Below are 14,865 nucleotides of genomic sequence, written 5' to 3' on the forward strand. Positions count from 1 at the left end.
CGAAGCAAAAAAACAAGCAGAGAGAACTATGCCAAGATCGCTTAAAAAAGGACCGTTTATCGAAAGCAAGCTTGAAAAGCGGATACTCGAGATGAACAGCAAGGGTGAAAAGAAGGTGGTGAAAACCTGGTCAAGAAGCTCGATGATTTCACCTGATTTTGTCGGCCATACCATAGCTGTGCATAACGGTAAGACACATATTCCCGTCTATGTCAGTGAAAACATGGTCGGACACAAGTTGGGTGAGTTCGCTCCGACGAGAACATACCGTGGACATGCAGGCGGTAAATCTGAAAAAGGCGGATCAGCGCCCAGGAAAAAGTAAACAGAATAACGCGGAAAGGTTAAAGAGATATGCAAGCTAAAGCAGTATTACGGCATACGCCGACATCGCCGAGGAAAATGCGCATTGTGGCGGGTCTTGTTCGCGGGAAGCAGGTTGACCAGGCAAAGGCAATTCTGATGAACTCGACAAAGGCAGCATCCCGCAACGTAATGCAGACACTCAAGTCCGCGGTTGCAAACTACACCCAGAAAAACCCTGATGAAAGGGCTGGTGATAACGACTTGTTTATCAAAGAGATTTTTGTCGATGAGGGACCGACCATGAAACGCATGCTTCCGGCTCCGATGGGTCGTGCGTACAGAATTCGCAAGCGTTCGAATCATCTGACGATCGTCGTGGATAAGGTTAATCCAGTATAATAAATAAACAACAAGGAGCTAACATTGGGTCAGAAAGTTCATCCTACTGGATTCAGATTAGGGATTATCAAGGACTGGACATCGAGATGGTATGATGATGGGCCGGTAATTGCCGAGAAACTCAAGCAGGACCAGGTTATTCGGAACTATGTCAGTGCACGTCTCAAGAAAGAGCGTGCGGGTGTCGCCAGAATCGTTATCGAGCGCACGACAAAGCATATCAAAATAAATATTTTTGCAGCACGGCCTGGTGCGGTTGTCGGCAGAAAGGGTGAGGAGATCAATAACCTTTCACAGGAGTTGAGCCGCATTACCGGTAAAGAGGTGAAAATAGATGTTGTCGAGGTTGTCAAGCCAGAAGTCGAAGCCCAGTTGATCGGCGAGAATATCGCGTATCAGCTCGAGAACAGGGTCTCTTTCCGCCGTGCCATGAAACAGGCGATCCAGCAGGCCATGAGAGCGGGTGCAGAAGGTATCCGCATCCGATGTGCAGGCAGACTTGGGGGTGTCGAGATCGCACGTGCAGAACAGTACAAGGAAGGCAAGATTCCGCTGCATACGCTCCGTGCGAATGTTGATTATGCAAGTGTCACAGCGCATACGATTGCTGGCGCTATCGGTATCAAAGTATGGGTATACAAGGGCGAAGTTCTTGTCCAGAGAATCGATGCCGTCGAAGAAGAGGAGATGAAGAAAATCAGGGAGCGCAGAAACGAGCAGAGACCGAGAGGTGGAGGCCGTGATTCCCGGAACAGAAGGCGCCGCAGGCCGAAGAAAACTGCCTGAAGCATAGAAAAAAAGGCACCGCCCGACAGAGTGGTTTGGCTGTGGTGTCGACAAGAACTTTACAATCAGAAAAAGAATTGGAGTTGCCGGTATGTTGATGCCGAAGAGAGTTAAGCATAGAAAAGTTCAGCGTGGCAGAATGAAGGGAAATGCGGGACGCGGAACAACCATCACGTTTGGTTCATATGGATTGAAAGCTCTTGAGCCTGCATGGATTACCAGCCGTCAGATAGAAGCTGCCCGTGTTGCTATGAACAGGTATATGAAGAGGGATGGAAAGATCTGGATCAGGATTTTTCCGGACAAGCCGGTTACCAAAAAGGCTGCGGAAACCCGTATGGGATCCGGTAAGGGAACTCCGGAGTTTTGGGTCGCAGTTGTCAAGCCCGGAAGAATCATGTTCGAGGCTGATGGTGTGCCTCAGGAGATTGCTATAGAAGCATTCAGGCTTGCAGCTAAAAAACTGCCGATCAAGACAAAGTTCATCGTGAGACCTGATCTCGAAGGTTAATGTGCTAAACAGACAGAGAAATTTATTATGAAAAAGCAGGAAATAGCAGCAATGGGCCGTCAGGAGCTCGTCGACAGCATCAAGGAATTGGAAGACAGGCTTGCCGATCTGAAGTTTTACAAAGCTATAGAGCCGCCACAGAATCCAATGGTATTTCGCAATTCACGCCGTGACATCGCGAAAATGAAAACTCGCTTGAGCCAGCTTGCCAAGCAGGAGAGCGGTGAGGGTTGAGGCGCTCGGAAAAAGGATAAAGAAAAGAGAGAAACTTAAAATCAGGAAACTGCAATGACTAAAAGTGCAGCAGAAAGAAGTCGCAAGAAAAGCTGGGTAGGCAAAGTGGTCAGTGATAAGATGGACAAGGCAATTATCATTGCCGTCGAGAGAAGGGTACAGCATCCGGTATATAAAAAATATTTCAAAAAGACGACACGGCTTATGGTTCATGACCAGAACAATGAGGCAGGAGTGGGTGATATTGTCAAAGTGATGGAGTGCAGGCCGCTCAGTAAGAAAAAGAGCTGCCGGTTGGTCGAAGTGGTTGAAAAAGCAAAATAAGCTTGGTTTCCAATTTCATTTTAATAAAGGTTGAAGTAGGATGATCCAGAAAGAGACAAATCTGGTTGTGGCCGATAACAGCGGCGCTAAAAAAGTTCGATGCATACATGTGTTCGGCGGTACAGGCAGACGTTACGCCGGTCTTGGAGATCAGATCATGGTTACCGTGAAAGCAGCGGTTCCTGGAGGTGTTGTCAAGAAAAAAGAGGTGTCCAAGGCTGTTGTGGTACGTTGTGCCAAAGAACAGAGAAGAAAAGACGGTTCATATATTCGTTTCGACGAAAATGCCGTTGTGCTGCTCAATGCACAGGGTGAACCTCGTGGAACACGTATTTTCGGACCTGTCGCACGGGAACTCAGAGACAGAAAGTATATGAAGATTGTTTCGCTGGCCCCTGAAGTACTGTAAGGGTCTGCGATGTTCAAGCGGGAGTAACTCAGCTGGTAGAGTCACAGCCTTCCAAGCTGTTGGTCGCGGGTTCGAGTCCCGTCTCCCGCTCGGGTTTTATGAAAAATATCTCCAGGATAAAACATGAAAACAGGTATTAATCAGGTTAAACTGCATGTCAAAAAAAACGACACGGTCGTTGTCATCGCAGGGAATGACAAGGGGAAAACAGGGAAAGTACTGAGGGTGTATCCCCAAAAAAACAGGGTGATCGTTCAGGGAGTGAATATCAGAAAACGTCATGTTCGTCCATCACAGACTCATCCTCAAGGGGCTATTATCGAACGTGAATTTCCGATTCACGCATCGAACGTCAAGAAAAGTTAACCGGTATTCGAATCAACGCAGGATGACCAAGACCATCCTGTATTAATGTTACAGCAGAAGATGGCAAAGAAAACAGAAGCACAGCAAAACACCGAAGCAGTCAAACCACGCCTGGAAACAACATACAAGGATACAGTTGTTCCTGCACTCGTCGAGCGGTTCAAGTATAAAAATATCATGATGGTTCCGAAGCTTTCCAAAATATCGATCAATATCGGTGTTGGAGAAGCTGCTGCAGAACCGAAACTTCTCGAGACCGCTATTCAGGAGCTCGGTCAGATAACAGGCCAGAAGCCGCAGATTCGAAAAGCGAGAAAGGCCATTTCCAATTTCAAACTCCGTGAAGGACAGGCTATCGGCTGCAGGGTTACACTGAGAAAGAAATATATGTATGAATTTCTGGAAAGGTTTGTTACATTGGCCGTTCCGAGGATTCGTGATTTCCGGGGGTTGAGTACAACCAGCTTCGATGGTCGTGGAAACTATACGGTTGGAGTCAGGGAACAGATCATATTTCCCGAAATCGATATTGATAAGGTGCCGAGAATTCAGGGTATGGATATCAGTTTCGTAACAACTGCGAAAACTGACGAAGAAGCATTTGCACTGCTCTCCGAGCTTGGGATGCCGTTTAGAAAAAAGAACAACTAAACAATCAAGAGAAAAGATGGCAAAGAAAAGCGTGATCGCAAGAAACGAGAAGAGGAAAGCGCTCGTAGAGAAATATGCCGCAAAGCGTGAAGAACTGAAAAAAGCCGGGGATTACGAGGCTCTCTGCAAGCTTCCGAGAAACAGCTCCCCAACAAGGGTCAGAACCCGCTGTGTACTGACCGGAAGAGGACGTGGTGTCTATGAAAAGTTTGGCCTCTGTCGCCAGATGTTTCGCAAGCTTGCTCTCGAAGGCAAATTGCCCGGGGTAAGAAAAGCAAGCTGGTAGCACGTTCATACGCCCTGATGTGCAGCAAAAGAGTTTATTTTGAAAGTAATTAACAGTGTACTATGCCTGTAACCGATTCAATAGCCGACTACATTACCCGTATCAGAAACGCCGGGAATGCACATAATACAACTACGGATATTCCGTACTCCAAGCTCAAAGAAAATATTTCGAAAGTGCTTGTTGAAAAAGGCTACATCAAAAACTTCACGGTGATAACTTCCGAGCAGTTTCCGTTTATCAGAGTGGAGCTGAAGTATTCAGGCGACGGATCGCCTGCGATCAAGGAGATTACCCGAGTCAGCAAACCGGGAAGAAGAGTATACAACGGCAAAGACCTGAAGAAGTATCTGGGCGGTCTTGGGCTTTTTATCGTTTCGACCTCGAAGGGTATCATTACCGATAAAGAGGCCAGAGAGCAGGGTGTCGGTGGAGAAGTCCTGTTCCGTATTCTTTAATTAACAAGCCAAAGCGTTTAGGGATATCATGTCAAGAATTGGAAAAATGCCGGTCAAGCTGGCAGAACAGGCGAAGATCGAGATAAAAGATAACGTTATTACGGTTTCCGGCCCAAAAGGTACACTGCAGCAGAACATGGTGCCTGAGATCGTTGTCGATATCAAAGAGGGGGAGGTTGCCGTTACCCGTATCGACGATAGCAAGCGCTCCAGGGCAATGCACGGTTTGTACAGAATGCTTGTGAACAACATGATCGAAGGCGTTACCAGCGGTTTTACAAAAAAACTGCTTATCAACGGTGTCGGTTTTCGTGCAGAAAAGAAAAGTGATTTTCTCGCTCTTTCGCTCGGGTTTTCGCATATGATATATTTCAAGGCACCTGAAGGAATCGCTATCGAGTGTCCTGATCCGACGTCTATTGTCGTTAGTGGTATCGATAAAGCTCTTGTCGGGCAGGTTGCCGCTAAAATCCGTTCGTTCCGCAAGCCAGAGCCGTATCGTGGTAAGGGAATCAAGTACTCTGACGAGGTTGTTCGTCGTAAGGAAGGAAAAGCAGCCGGTAAGTAAAGAGGTTAAAGGCACGTTAATTGTCAGGTAATAAAATTTTCAGGATAAAGAAATGGGACAAGTTGTAAAAGTTGCGCGCAGGCAGAAAATCAAAAAACGCAGTAAAGCCAGGGGGCAGGGAACTGCTGAAAAGCCGAGACTTTGCGTATACAGGAGTTTGTCGCAGATTTATGCACAGTTGGTCGATGACGGTAATGGTTCTACCCTTCTGTCTGTTTCCAGCATGTCGAAAGAGAACAAAGAGCTGAAAGGGTCGAAAACCGATATCAGCCGTGCAATCGGGAAACAGATCGGCGAAAAAGCCATGGAGAAAGGTATTGCAAAAGTGGTATTCGACCGTAACGGATTTCGGTATCACGGCAGAGTGCAAGCTCTGGCCGAAGGTGCTCGTGAAGCCGGACTGGTCTTTTAAAACAATACAAAGAAAGTGTTCATGTCGAAGAAAACTGCGAAAAATATCAGACCTGGTGAGTTAAACCTGAAAGAGAAGCTGGTCCATATTAACAGAACCGCGAAAGTTGTTAAAGGTGGTAAGAGATTTGGTTTCAATGCTATCGTTGTTGTCGGCGACAAGGAAGGGCATGTCGGTTACGGGCTTGGCAAGGCGAACGAGGTTCAGGATGCAATCGCAAAAGGGGTTGAAGACGGAAAGAAAAACGTTATCAAGGTTCCGATCGTGAAGGGAACCATACCTCATCAGATAGTGGCGAAATACGGTTCGGCCAAAGTGATGATGAAGCCGGCTACACCGGGTACTGGTTTGATCGCAGGTGGTGCGGTTCGCGCCGTGCTTGAAATGGCTGGTATACATGATATTCTAGCCAAATCGCTAGGTTCGTCCAATCCTCATAATGTGGTAAAAGCTGCAATCAGGGGGCTTGAAAGTATTTCCGATGCCTATGATGTCGCTGAAAGACGTTCAAAAAGTTTGAAAGAGGTTTTTGAAAGCTAAACAGAGCGTGTGAATAATGAGTGATAAAAAGATAACCATCACCCAGGTACGCAGCATGATTGGGTGTACAAAAAAACAGAAGGCTACCATCAAGGCTCTGGGACTTGGTAGACCGAACTATTCGGTTGAAAAGCCAGACAATTCCTGTACAAGAGGTCAGGTAAGGGTAGTTCAACATCTGGTGAAAGTCGAAGAGCAGTAAGAGTATTCAATAATTGCAAGTCAGGGATTGAAGAAAAATGGATTTAAGTTCACTACGTCCTGCAAAAGGTGCGGTAAAGAACAGGAAAAGAATCGGCAGGGGACCGGGGTCCGGAAACGGGACGACGGCAGGAAAAGGTAACAAGGGGCAGCAGTCGAGGAGCGGTTATTCCCGCCCTATATCGGAAGGCGGTCAGATGCCGATATACAGAAGGTTGCCGAAGTTCGGCTTTACCAAGCCAAACAAAAAGAACGTTATTTCTGTCAACCTGTCTCAGATTGCGCTCTGGATTGAAAACGAGAAGGTATCGGCTGAAAAGATCACCATAGAGGATCTCAAGAAGCTCTGTAGTGCGAGTCGGGCTGATTACTTCAAGATTCTCGGAAACGGAGAACTGAAGTCGCCGGTAAACATAACAGCGCATTTTATCAGCAAGTCCGCAGAAGAAAAGATTGTCAAGGCAGGCGGTTCCATTGCCCTTGCATCGCGTACTCTTCTTGAAGCTGAAAGGATCAAGGAGCTTTCGCTCGATGAAGCGTTGATGAAGCCGAAGGCTCGTGTGAAAAAGACGAAAGAAAAAAAGTCCTGAACCGCTCATTGATCACTTATGAAGCTGACTGAGAGCCTCCAGAATATCAATAAAATTCCCGAATTGCGGCAGCGGATTCTTTATACGCTGCTGCTGTTGTTTATTTACAGAATCGGATCACACATAACGCTTCCAGGTGTTGATGCCGCTGCAGTGTCCGGTGCGTCACAAACCCATGCCAGTGATCTCTTCGGCTTGTTCGATCTCTTCGTGGGTGGAGCGTTTGCCAGGGCATCGATCTTTTCTCTGGGAATCATGCCGTACATTTCTTCGGCCATTATCGTTCAGCTGCTCGGTGCTGTAACGCCATATTTTCAAAAGCTGCAGAAGGAAGGCGAAGAAGGCCGGCAGAAAATAAATCAATATACCAGGTACGGGACTTTGGTAGTGGCTTCGCTACAGGCCTGGGGTGTCAGTGTAAGCCTTGCAAGTCCGGCGTCTTTCGGAAGGGTCGTCGTTCCCGATCCAGGGTTTTTCTTTATGTTTTCTACCGTGTTGATTCTCACCGCAAGCACACTGTTCGTCATGTGGCTCGGTGAAAAAATTACCGAAAGCGGGATAGGTAACGGCATATCTCTCATCATCATGATCGGTATTCTCGCCCGTTTTCCGCAGTCGCTTGTGGCCGAGTTTCAGTCTGTTGCTCTTGGAAGCAAAAACTGGATCGTTGAAGCGGTCATTCTCGCATTGATGGTATTGATCGTCGCCGCGGTTGTCGTTTTGACTGTTGGAACGAGGCGGATACCCGTACAGCATGCAAAAAGAGTCGTTGGAAGAAAGATGTACGGTGGTGGAACCCAGTATATTCCGATGAGGGTGAATACCGCCGGTGTCATGCCGATTATTTTTGCCCAGTCCATCATGTTTCTGCCAAGTACGTTTCTCTCTTTCTTTCCGGAAAGCGAGATTATGCAGAATGTGGCCAATGTGTTTGCCTACGATTCTTGGTGGTATGCGATCATGTTCGGTTCGATGATTGTTTTCTTCACGTACTTTTATACAGCTATTGCGTTCAACCCGAAAGAAGTGGCCGATACGATGCGCAGACAGGGTGGTTTCATCCCCGGAGTGCGCCCGGGCAAGAGCACCGCTGATTTCATAGATAACATTTTAACCAGGATAACGCTTCCTGGAGCCATATCGCTGGCGTTCATCGCGGTTCTGCCTACGTTTCTCACAAAATTCGCTAATGTGACTCCGGGATTTGCACAGTTTTTCGGTGGGACAAGCCTACTGATTATTGTCGGTGTCGGACTCGATACGCTTCAGCAGATCGAAAGTCACTTGCTGATGCGCCATTATGACGGTTTTATGAAATCGGGTAAAGTTCGTGGCCGCAGATGACAGATATATTAATAGGATAGGATGATTTAGTATGATTACGATCAAGAGTCAAAGAGAAGTTGAGCTGATGAGGGAGTCGGGAGCGATCGTTGCCGCGGCTCTCGACATGATAGGGGAGGAAATTTGCGAGGGAATGACGACCCTTGAACTCGATACGATGGCCGAGGGATGCATTCGCGACCATGATGCAGTACCGAGTTTTCTTCATTACCGCCCGAAAGGGGATTTGAGTGTAAAGCCTTATCCGGCAACCCTCTGTGTTTCCATCAATGAGGAGGTCGTTCATGGAGTGCCGGACAAGAAAAGGATTATCAAAGAGGGGGATATCGTTTCCGTCGATTGCGGTGCATACAAAGGCGGATACCACGGAGATTCTGCGCGAACCTATATCATCGGTGATGTCCCGCAGGAAGTCAGGAAGCTGGTGACCGTTACCAGGGAGTGTCTGGAACGGGGTATTGCACAAGCCGTTGAGGGAAACCGTCTGCACGATATTTCTGCAGCAGTCGAGGAGCATGCCCGTTCGAACGGTTTCAGTGTCATTGAAAATATGGTGGGCCACGGAATCGGTAGCGAGTTGCACGAAGAGCCGGCGGTACCGAATTACGGACGGAAAAATACAGGCGTCAAGCTTCGTGAAGGAATGGCATTGGCTATCGAGCCTATGATAGCTATGGGCAGGTCGAGAAATGCGGTATCGAAAAACGGTGAATGGGTTGCCGTGACGGAAGACGGAAAGCCATCGGCACATTTCGAGCACACGATCATTGTTAGAAAGGGCAGTGCTGAAATTATGACGCTGTCGTAGGGAAGCTGGAACTCATTTTAAAAAAAAAGGAGTTTGTAAAGATTGGCGAAGGAAGATTCGATTGAAGTAGAAGGTGAAATTCTCGAAGCATTGCCGAATGCGCAGTTCAAGGTAAAGCTCGAGAACGGCTTGGAAATCCTGGCGCATGTATCCGGAAAGATTCGAATGCACTATATCAGGATTCTTCCCGGTGACAAGGTCAAGGTTCAGATTTCCCCGTACGATTTGACCAAGGGAAGGATTACCTACAGATACAAGTAAATCCGGGGTGAAGTAACGCTTTAAATCGGATGAGCTGTTGATTGTTTTCATAAAAATTTGTTATATTATAGGCCTTTTCTGTTTTGAGAGCCAATACTATCATAGTGGGAGTTAACCATGAAAGTTTATTCATCTATTAAAAAACGTTGTGAACATTGCCGCATTATCAGGCGCAGAGGGAAAAGGTTTGTGATCTGTAAAGTAAACCCGAGTCACAAGCAGCGTCAGGGTTGATAAAGCAGGAATTAAGAATAACGACATACAAAGAAGATTATGAGGATTGCTGGGGTAAATTTGCCGCTAAACAAGCATGCTGTTATTGCCTTGACACATATTTACGGCATCGGGAAAACATCTGCTAAAAATATTCTTGAGCGTGCAGGAATAGATCCCGCCAGAAAAATTTCGGAGCTGAACGACGATGAGGCTCACTCCATAAGGGAGATTATTTCAGAGGATTATATCGTCGAAGGTCAGGCAAGAGGAGAGCAGCAGTTGTCCCTCAAACGTTTGATGGATATCGGCTGTTACAGAGGATTGCGTCACAGGCGTTCCTTGCCTGTAAGGGGTCAGCGCACGCAAACAAATGCGAGGACTCGGAAAGGAAGACGTAAAACTGTCGCAGGTAAGAAGAAAGCGGTCAAGAAGTAAGCGTCAGTAGTTGAAAGAGCTAACACAGATACCAAAGATTGTAAAGATACATGGCTACAACAAGCAGGAAGAAAAAGAAGGTAAAAGTTACTTCTGAAGGCACGGTGCATATCAAGGCGTCGTTTAACAACGTATTGGTGACCATAACCGATATGCAGGGAAATACCGTTTCCTGGTCAAGTGCCGGTAAAAACGGTTTTAAAGGATCCAAGAAAAATACTCCATATGCTTCGCAGGTGACGTCTGAAGCTGCTGCAAAAGAAGCTTATGATTTAGGTATGCGGTATGTACACGTGCTCATTAAAGGCCCGGGTTCTGGTAGGGATGCGGCAATCAGGGCTTTGCAGGGTGCGGGACTGGAAGTGCGATCCATAAAGGATATCACACCCCTTCCGCATAACGGCTGTAGACCTCCGAAACGCAGAAGGGTCTGATCACCATTTAGCTAACAAGAATATTTCAATGAGTTAATTTGATATGGCAAGATTCAGAGGTTCTATTACTAAAGTATCAAGAAGATTAGGGGTTGCTCTATCGCCCAAGGCGGAAAAATATCTTGAAAAACGTCCATATGCGCCAGGTGAGCATGGGCAGTCGAGAAGGGGAAAGGTTTCGGAATATGCACTGCAGCTGCGTGAAAAACAAAAGATGAAGTATCTGTACGGTGTGCTCGAAAAACAGTTCCGCAATTATTATAAAAAAGCCGTTTCCCAGCGCGGTGTGACCGGTGACAACCTTGTGAAATTGCTTGAGAGACGCTTTGACAATGTTGTGTTCAGGGCTGGATTTTCTCCGTCGAGAGCCGGAGCCAGGCAACTTGTAACCCATGGCCATCTTCTGGTTAACGGAAAAAAAGTCAATATTCCATCATATCTGTTGAAGCCCGGTGATGCAATTGAATTCAGGCAGAAAAGCCAGAACCTTGATGCCGTTACCGATTCACTCAACAAAGCTCCGGAATCACGCATACCATCATGGATCCAGGTCGACAAGGCGCATAAGAAAGCGGTATTTCTGACTGTACCTGAGCGGGAAGAAGTACAGGAGCCGTTTAATGAACAGCTTGTTGTTGAGTTGTACTCCAAGTGATTTTAATGAAACTCTAAGGTATAAAGCCCATGATATACCAAATGCAGATGCCAGAGAAAATTGATGTAGATGAAGGAACGCATAATGACAGGTATGGTACGTTTATAGCACAGCCTCTGGAGAGAGGGTATGGTGTTACGCTTGGCAACGCAATGCGCAGGGTGCTCCTTGCGTCTCTGCCCGGAACGGCAATTACCGGCGTTAAGATCGACGGCGTCTTTCATGAATTTTCAGCAGTCGATGGTGTGCGTGAAGATGTTCCGGAGATTATTCTCAATCTTAAGAAAGTTCGATTCAAATCATCGAACAAGAGAAGTTGTAAAACGACGCTGACCATAGAGGGGCCGGCCGATGTGACTGCGGGAGACATCGTTGCGCAAGAGGGTGAATTCGAAGTACTGAACACCGATCTGCATATCGCTACGGTGAATGCAGGTGCGAAGCTGAGTATGGATGTATATATCGGTCGCGGCAGAGGTTATGTGCCGGCTGACGAAAATCGTGGAGAAGGTATGCCTATCGGGTTCATCGCTCTCGATGCGATTTTCACTCCAATTAAAAATGTGAAGTTTGCGGTTGAAAATACCCGTGTCGGGCAGAGGACAGATTACGAGAAAATGATTCTCGATGTCGAAACCGATGGTTCCATTTCTCCTGACGATTCAATCAGCCTCGCAGGTAAGATCATTAACGATCATGTTTCGCTTTTTGCAAACTTCTCGCCGACTGAGGAAGAGTTTACCGAAGAGGAGTACAAACAGCAGGATGATGAGTTCGAAAGCATGCGCAAGCTGCTGCAAACCAGAATCGAGGATCTTGATCTTTCAGTTCGTTCACACAACTGTTTGAGACTTGCGGAAATCGAATCTCTCGGAGATCTGGTTTCCCGAAAAGAGGACGAGCTTCTTACGTACAAGAACTTCGGCAAGAAATCCTTGATGGAACTGAAGGAACAATTGGATAAGTTTGACCTGAAATTTGGTATGGATATAACCAAGTATCAGATGAAAGGGTAAAGAAGTAAACAGATTTTTAGAATTCTTGAGAGAACCATGCCGTTATGCGCAAAGTAAAGTCAGCAAGAAAACTCGGGAGAACAGCAACCCATAGAAAAGCAACACTGGCTAATTTATCGACACAGTTGTTGCTGCATAAACGTATAGAGACCACCGAGGCTAAAGCTAAAGAGGCAAGCCGATACGTAGAAAAAATCATCACCAAAGCAAAAGACGGTACCGTCCACGCTCAGCGGATCATTTTCCGTAAAATCCGTGATAAAGCCGCTATACGCGAACTGTTCGAGGATATCGTCGGCAAGGTGGCTGACAGAAACGGAGGGTATACGAGAGTTGTGAAACTCGCTCCTCGATACGGTGATGCTGCAAAAATGGCAGTACTCGAGCTGGTCGATTATACAGAGGCACCTCAGGATGCTCCACAACAGGCAAAACAAGATCGTTCCAAACGAGTTCGTGGCTCGAAGAAAGCCGTTACAACAGCACCCGAAAAAAGTGACGTTGTCGAGCCTGTTGAAAATGAGACACCGGCATCTGAAAAAGAATAAGTGAAACAAGTATTTCGCTTTCTGCCTTTACCGGCGTCAGCGATGCTGTGTATAGAAAGCACCTTGAACAAATGAAATAATTGTTCAAGGTGCTTTTTCCATTTGACCAGGTGATCGTTCAGCTTTTGGCGGTGACAATGTATTTATTGTCGAAGCAGTCGTCGAATTGATCGATCGGTATAAGAGAGATATCCGCAGGGAAACCGTTATTCTTTTTTGCGAAGTTCAGCGCTTCTTCAATTTCTTTTTCAAGGCTGCCACCCTTGAGGCATATGAGTGAACCTCCGGGGAGCAAGAGTCTTTCTGCGTAACGACACAGGTTACGAAGCGGTGCAACCTGGCGGCTGAGTACCGTGTGAAAAGCCATTCCTTTCAACTCTTCGGCCCTCTCTTTTTTCGCCAGAACATTTTCCAGTCCAATCGTCTGTATCATTTCCTTGCATGCATTGATTTTTTTCCCTGTTGCATCGATGAGCAGAAAGGAGGTTTCCGGGAATGCTATGGCAAGAGGTATACCGGGCAGTCCTCCACCCGTACCGATATCGAGCACTTTGTCACCGGGTTCGAAGCGATGGTACAAGCCGATAAGCAGGGAATGAAAGATGTGCCGGATGAGCAGCGGGGCCTTTTCTTTTCTACTGACTAAGTTGAGGGATGTATTCAGCGATTCGAGAAGGTCGGCATACTTCTCCAGTTGCCGGAGCTGCACATCATGTAACAGGAGTCCTTTCTCTGCACACGCTTGCTGTATTCGTTCTATATTGTTAGGTACTGACTCCATTGCAAAACTTCTTGAAGAGGAGAGGTAACGGTTTTGAATCCATAAAATGATAAATTAACTGTAATGTATAAATTGTTACGGTGATGGGATGCCCTGAATTTCTCATTTTTTTAGTACACCCTGAAGAAAATATAATCCTTCGATAATGCAGTTTCCGGTAGAGCATCTGTACGCGGTGATCATGGCCGGTGGAGCAGGCGGTTTGATGCTTTGGCCTTATTCGAGAAAAAAGACCCCAAAACAGTTTGTCGATGTTTTTGGGAGTGGAACGATGATCGAGTCTGCAATCGCCTGTGTTAAAGGAACGGTCTTACCCGAAAATATCTATGTCGTGACGAATGTTCAGGGTGAGATGATGATGCGCCGGACATTACCTTGGTTTCCTCCCGAAAATATTCTCGTCGAACCTGTTGCAAGGGATACCGCGCCTTGTATCGCTCTTGCTACGGCATATATCGGTAAAAAAGATCCTGATGCGGTGATGATTACCGTACCTGCCGACCTTCTTGTGCTCGACAAGAGGCTCTTCGGGGAAATTCTCGGCACGGGGGTTGCCGTTGCTCAGGACAGAAAAAGCATAGTGACCATAGGGGTGACGCCGGATCGTCCAGAACCGGAGTACGGCTACATTCAGGTTGATAAACTTCAGGTGAACGAAGCGAGTGGGCAGGAGGGCACGATTCCTATCTTTACGGTCAGAGCATTTGCCGAAAAGCCGGATATCAAAACAGCACAGGAATTTATCGACAGTGGTGATTTCTACTGGAACAGCGGCGTTCTAATCTGGCACATCGATGCCATTCGCCGAGAGTTCGAGCGTTCGATGCCGGATCTCTACAAGGACTTGCAAAGCATATATGACGTTATTGGTTCCGATAGGGAACGAGCGGTCATAGAGGATGTTTACAGTTGGCTGCATCCGGTATCGATCGCTTACGGTATTATGGAAAATGCCGAGTCTGTTTGTATGCTTGCCGGGAAGTTTGGATGGACTGATCTCGGGTGCTGGGATGATGTGCAGAAGGCCGGTGGAAAAGATGCCGGTGCTTCCATGGGAACAAATTTCAATATGGTGGAAGTCGATACGGCAAACAATTTTATCAAAAAAAGCGGCAAGAAAGCGGTTGCGATTGTCGGTCTTGAAGATATTATCGTTATCGATACAGAAGATGCTCTGTTGATATGCCGCAAAGGGCATTCGCAGGATGTAAAAAAGGTTGTCGACATCCTACGCCGCGAAGGTCTTGAAGAATATCTCTGAGCTGTTGGATGTTTCGAAGAGAGGAGCGGGGGCACAATTATTCTGATATCGATCGAGGCTCTGTC

27 protein-coding genes and 1 tRNA gene are annotated in these 14,865 nt (G+C 46.9%); 27 read left to right on the top strand and 1 reads right to left on the bottom strand.

Translation table 11 applies throughout. The features are described 5' to 3' along the window. Positions 1 to 28 precede the first annotated feature (28 nt). From rpsS to rplQ, 26 genes are all read left to right on the top strand, one after another. Complete coding sequence (gene rpsS / locus QZ209_RS10135) at positions 29 to 325, top strand: 30S ribosomal protein S19 (RefSeq protein ID WP_110022531.1); 297 nt, start codon at positions 29 to 31, stop codon at positions 323 to 325. A 29-nt stretch (positions 326 to 354) separates the two neighbouring features. Further along, the gene (rplV, locus tag QZ209_RS10140; protein WP_265371884.1) at positions 355 to 705 is read left to right on the top strand and encodes a 50S ribosomal protein L22; all 351 of its coding nucleotides are present in this window, start codon (positions 355 to 357) and stop codon (positions 703 to 705) included. A gap of 24 nt (positions 706 to 729) precedes the next feature. Next, complete coding sequence (rpsC, locus tag QZ209_RS10145) at positions 730 to 1,491, top strand: 30S ribosomal protein S3 (RefSeq protein ID WP_294347556.1); 762 nt, start codon at positions 730 to 732, stop codon at positions 1,489 to 1,491. A 91-nt stretch (positions 1,492 to 1,582) separates the two neighbouring features. Next, on the top strand, positions 1,583 to 2,002 hold the full coding sequence (gene rplP, locus QZ209_RS10150; RefSeq protein WP_294347559.1) for a 50S ribosomal protein L16: 420 nt from the start codon (positions 1,583 to 1,585) through the stop codon (positions 2,000 to 2,002). Between the two features lie 27 nt (positions 2,003 to 2,029). Then, positions 2,030 to 2,236 (top strand): 50S ribosomal protein L29, encoded by a 207-nt coding sequence (rpmC, locus tag QZ209_RS10155; RefSeq protein WP_294347560.1) that lies wholly within the window; start codon positions 2,030 to 2,032, stop codon positions 2,234 to 2,236. A 54-nt stretch (positions 2,237 to 2,290) separates the two neighbouring features. After that, a complete protein-coding gene (gene rpsQ / locus QZ209_RS10160; protein ID WP_294347562.1) occupies positions 2,291 to 2,560 on the top strand; it encodes a 30S ribosomal protein S17 in 270 nt (89 codons plus the stop codon). A 40-nt stretch (positions 2,561 to 2,600) separates the two neighbouring features. Further along, positions 2,601 to 2,969 carry a 50S ribosomal protein L14 gene (gene rplN, locus QZ209_RS10165; RefSeq protein WP_110022525.1) on the top strand — a complete coding sequence of 123 codons (369 nt, stop codon included), beginning with the start codon at positions 2,601 to 2,603 and terminating at the stop codon, positions 2,967 to 2,969. 17 nt (positions 2,970 to 2,986) lie between these two features. Next, positions 2,987 to 3,059, top strand: a tRNA-Gly gene (locus QZ209_RS10170). A 33-nt stretch (positions 3,060 to 3,092) separates the two neighbouring features. After that, a complete protein-coding gene (gene rplX, locus QZ209_RS10175; RefSeq protein ID WP_110022524.1) occupies positions 3,093 to 3,335 on the top strand; it encodes a 50S ribosomal protein L24 in 243 nt (80 codons plus the stop codon). A 60-nt stretch (positions 3,336 to 3,395) separates the two neighbouring features. Beyond that, entirely contained in the window at positions 3,396 to 3,986 is a 591-nt protein-coding gene (gene rplE, locus QZ209_RS10180; protein WP_294347566.1) for a 50S ribosomal protein L5, read from the top strand. A 16-nt stretch (positions 3,987 to 4,002) separates the two neighbouring features. Next, the gene (gene rpsN, locus QZ209_RS10185; protein ID WP_294347568.1) at positions 4,003 to 4,272 is read left to right on the top strand and encodes a 30S ribosomal protein S14; all 270 of its coding nucleotides are present in this window, start codon (positions 4,003 to 4,005) and stop codon (positions 4,270 to 4,272) included. A gap of 62 nt (positions 4,273 to 4,334) precedes the next feature. After that, a complete protein-coding gene (gene rpsH, locus QZ209_RS10190) occupies positions 4,335 to 4,730 on the top strand; it encodes a 30S ribosomal protein S8 (protein ID WP_294347570.1) in 396 nt (131 codons plus the stop codon). Positions 4,731 to 4,758: 28 nt separating this feature from the next. Continuing rightward, positions 4,759 to 5,298, top strand: a complete 540-nt coding sequence (gene rplF / locus QZ209_RS10195; protein ID WP_294347571.1) for a 50S ribosomal protein L6 — start codon at positions 4,759 to 4,761, stop codon at positions 5,296 to 5,298. A gap of 52 nt (positions 5,299 to 5,350) precedes the next feature. Beyond that, complete coding sequence (rplR, locus tag QZ209_RS10200; protein ID WP_294347573.1) at positions 5,351 to 5,710, top strand: 50S ribosomal protein L18; 360 nt, start codon at positions 5,351 to 5,353, stop codon at positions 5,708 to 5,710. A gap of 21 nt (positions 5,711 to 5,731) precedes the next feature. Beyond that, positions 5,732 to 6,250: a 30S ribosomal protein S5 gene (gene rpsE, locus QZ209_RS10205; RefSeq protein ID WP_110022518.1), complete on the top strand. Its 519-nt coding sequence runs from the start codon at positions 5,732 to 5,734 to the stop codon at positions 6,248 to 6,250. A 16-nt stretch (positions 6,251 to 6,266) separates the two neighbouring features. Next, positions 6,267 to 6,452, top strand: a complete 186-nt coding sequence (gene rpmD / locus QZ209_RS10210; RefSeq protein ID WP_294347577.1) for a 50S ribosomal protein L30 — start codon at positions 6,267 to 6,269, stop codon at positions 6,450 to 6,452. A gap of 37 nt (positions 6,453 to 6,489) precedes the next feature. Continuing rightward, on the top strand, positions 6,490 to 7,041 hold the full coding sequence (gene rplO / locus QZ209_RS10215; protein ID WP_294347579.1) for a 50S ribosomal protein L15: 552 nt from the start codon (positions 6,490 to 6,492) through the stop codon (positions 7,039 to 7,041). Between the two features lie 18 nt (positions 7,042 to 7,059). After that, the gene (gene secY, locus QZ209_RS10220; RefSeq protein WP_294347580.1) at positions 7,060 to 8,385 is read left to right on the top strand and encodes a preprotein translocase subunit SecY; all 1,326 of its coding nucleotides are present in this window, start codon (positions 7,060 to 7,062) and stop codon (positions 8,383 to 8,385) included. A 31-nt stretch (positions 8,386 to 8,416) separates the two neighbouring features. Then, on the top strand, positions 8,417 to 9,193 hold the full coding sequence (map, locus tag QZ209_RS10225; protein WP_294347581.1) for a type I methionyl aminopeptidase: 777 nt from the start codon (positions 8,417 to 8,419) through the stop codon (positions 9,191 to 9,193). 42 nt (positions 9,194 to 9,235) lie between these two features. Then, positions 9,236 to 9,454 (top strand): translation initiation factor IF-1, encoded by a 219-nt coding sequence (gene infA, locus QZ209_RS10230; RefSeq protein WP_068867962.1) that lies wholly within the window; start codon positions 9,236 to 9,238, stop codon positions 9,452 to 9,454. Between the two features lie 117 nt (positions 9,455 to 9,571). After that, the gene (rpmJ, locus tag QZ209_RS10235; protein ID WP_294347589.1) at positions 9,572 to 9,688 is read left to right on the top strand and encodes a 50S ribosomal protein L36; all 117 of its coding nucleotides are present in this window, start codon (positions 9,572 to 9,574) and stop codon (positions 9,686 to 9,688) included. Between the two features lie 39 nt (positions 9,689 to 9,727). Then, a complete protein-coding gene (gene rpsM / locus QZ209_RS10240; RefSeq protein WP_110022512.1) occupies positions 9,728 to 10,105 on the top strand; it encodes a 30S ribosomal protein S13 in 378 nt (125 codons plus the stop codon). A 50-nt stretch (positions 10,106 to 10,155) separates the two neighbouring features. Further along, positions 10,156 to 10,539: a 30S ribosomal protein S11 gene (gene rpsK, locus QZ209_RS10245; RefSeq protein ID WP_110022511.1), complete on the top strand. Its 384-nt coding sequence runs from the start codon at positions 10,156 to 10,158 to the stop codon at positions 10,537 to 10,539. A 43-nt stretch (positions 10,540 to 10,582) separates the two neighbouring features. Beyond that, positions 10,583 to 11,194, top strand: a complete 612-nt coding sequence (rpsD, locus tag QZ209_RS10250) for a 30S ribosomal protein S4 (RefSeq protein WP_294347605.1) — start codon at positions 10,583 to 10,585, stop codon at positions 11,192 to 11,194. Positions 11,195 to 11,223: 29 nt separating this feature from the next. Next, complete coding sequence (locus QZ209_RS10255; protein ID WP_294347607.1) at positions 11,224 to 12,210, top strand: DNA-directed RNA polymerase subunit alpha; 987 nt, start codon at positions 11,224 to 11,226, stop codon at positions 12,208 to 12,210. A gap of 44 nt (positions 12,211 to 12,254) precedes the next feature. Then, complete coding sequence (gene rplQ, locus QZ209_RS10260; protein WP_294347610.1) at positions 12,255 to 12,758, top strand: 50S ribosomal protein L17; 504 nt, start codon at positions 12,255 to 12,257, stop codon at positions 12,756 to 12,758. Positions 12,759 to 12,876: 118 nt separating this feature from the next. Here rplQ and rsmG read toward each other — a convergent pair whose 3' ends face one another. Next, the gene (gene rsmG, locus QZ209_RS10265) at positions 12,877 to 13,539 is read right to left on the bottom strand and encodes a 16S rRNA (guanine(527)-N(7))-methyltransferase RsmG (RefSeq protein WP_294347612.1); all 663 of its coding nucleotides are present in this window, start codon (positions 13,537 to 13,539) and stop codon (positions 12,877 to 12,879) included. Positions 13,540 to 13,684: 145 nt separating this feature from the next. Here rsmG and QZ209_RS10270 point away from each other — a divergent pair, with 145 nt between their 5' ends. Continuing rightward, complete coding sequence (locus tag QZ209_RS10270) at positions 13,685 to 14,800, top strand: mannose-1-phosphate guanylyltransferase (RefSeq protein ID WP_294347614.1); 1,116 nt, start codon at positions 13,685 to 13,687, stop codon at positions 14,798 to 14,800. Positions 14,801 to 14,865 lie beyond the last annotated feature (65 nt).

Source organism: Prosthecochloris sp., from assembly GCA_015482705.2.
Taxonomy (GTDB): Bacteria; Bacteroidota; Chlorobiia; order Chlorobiales; family Chlorobiaceae; genus Prosthecochloris.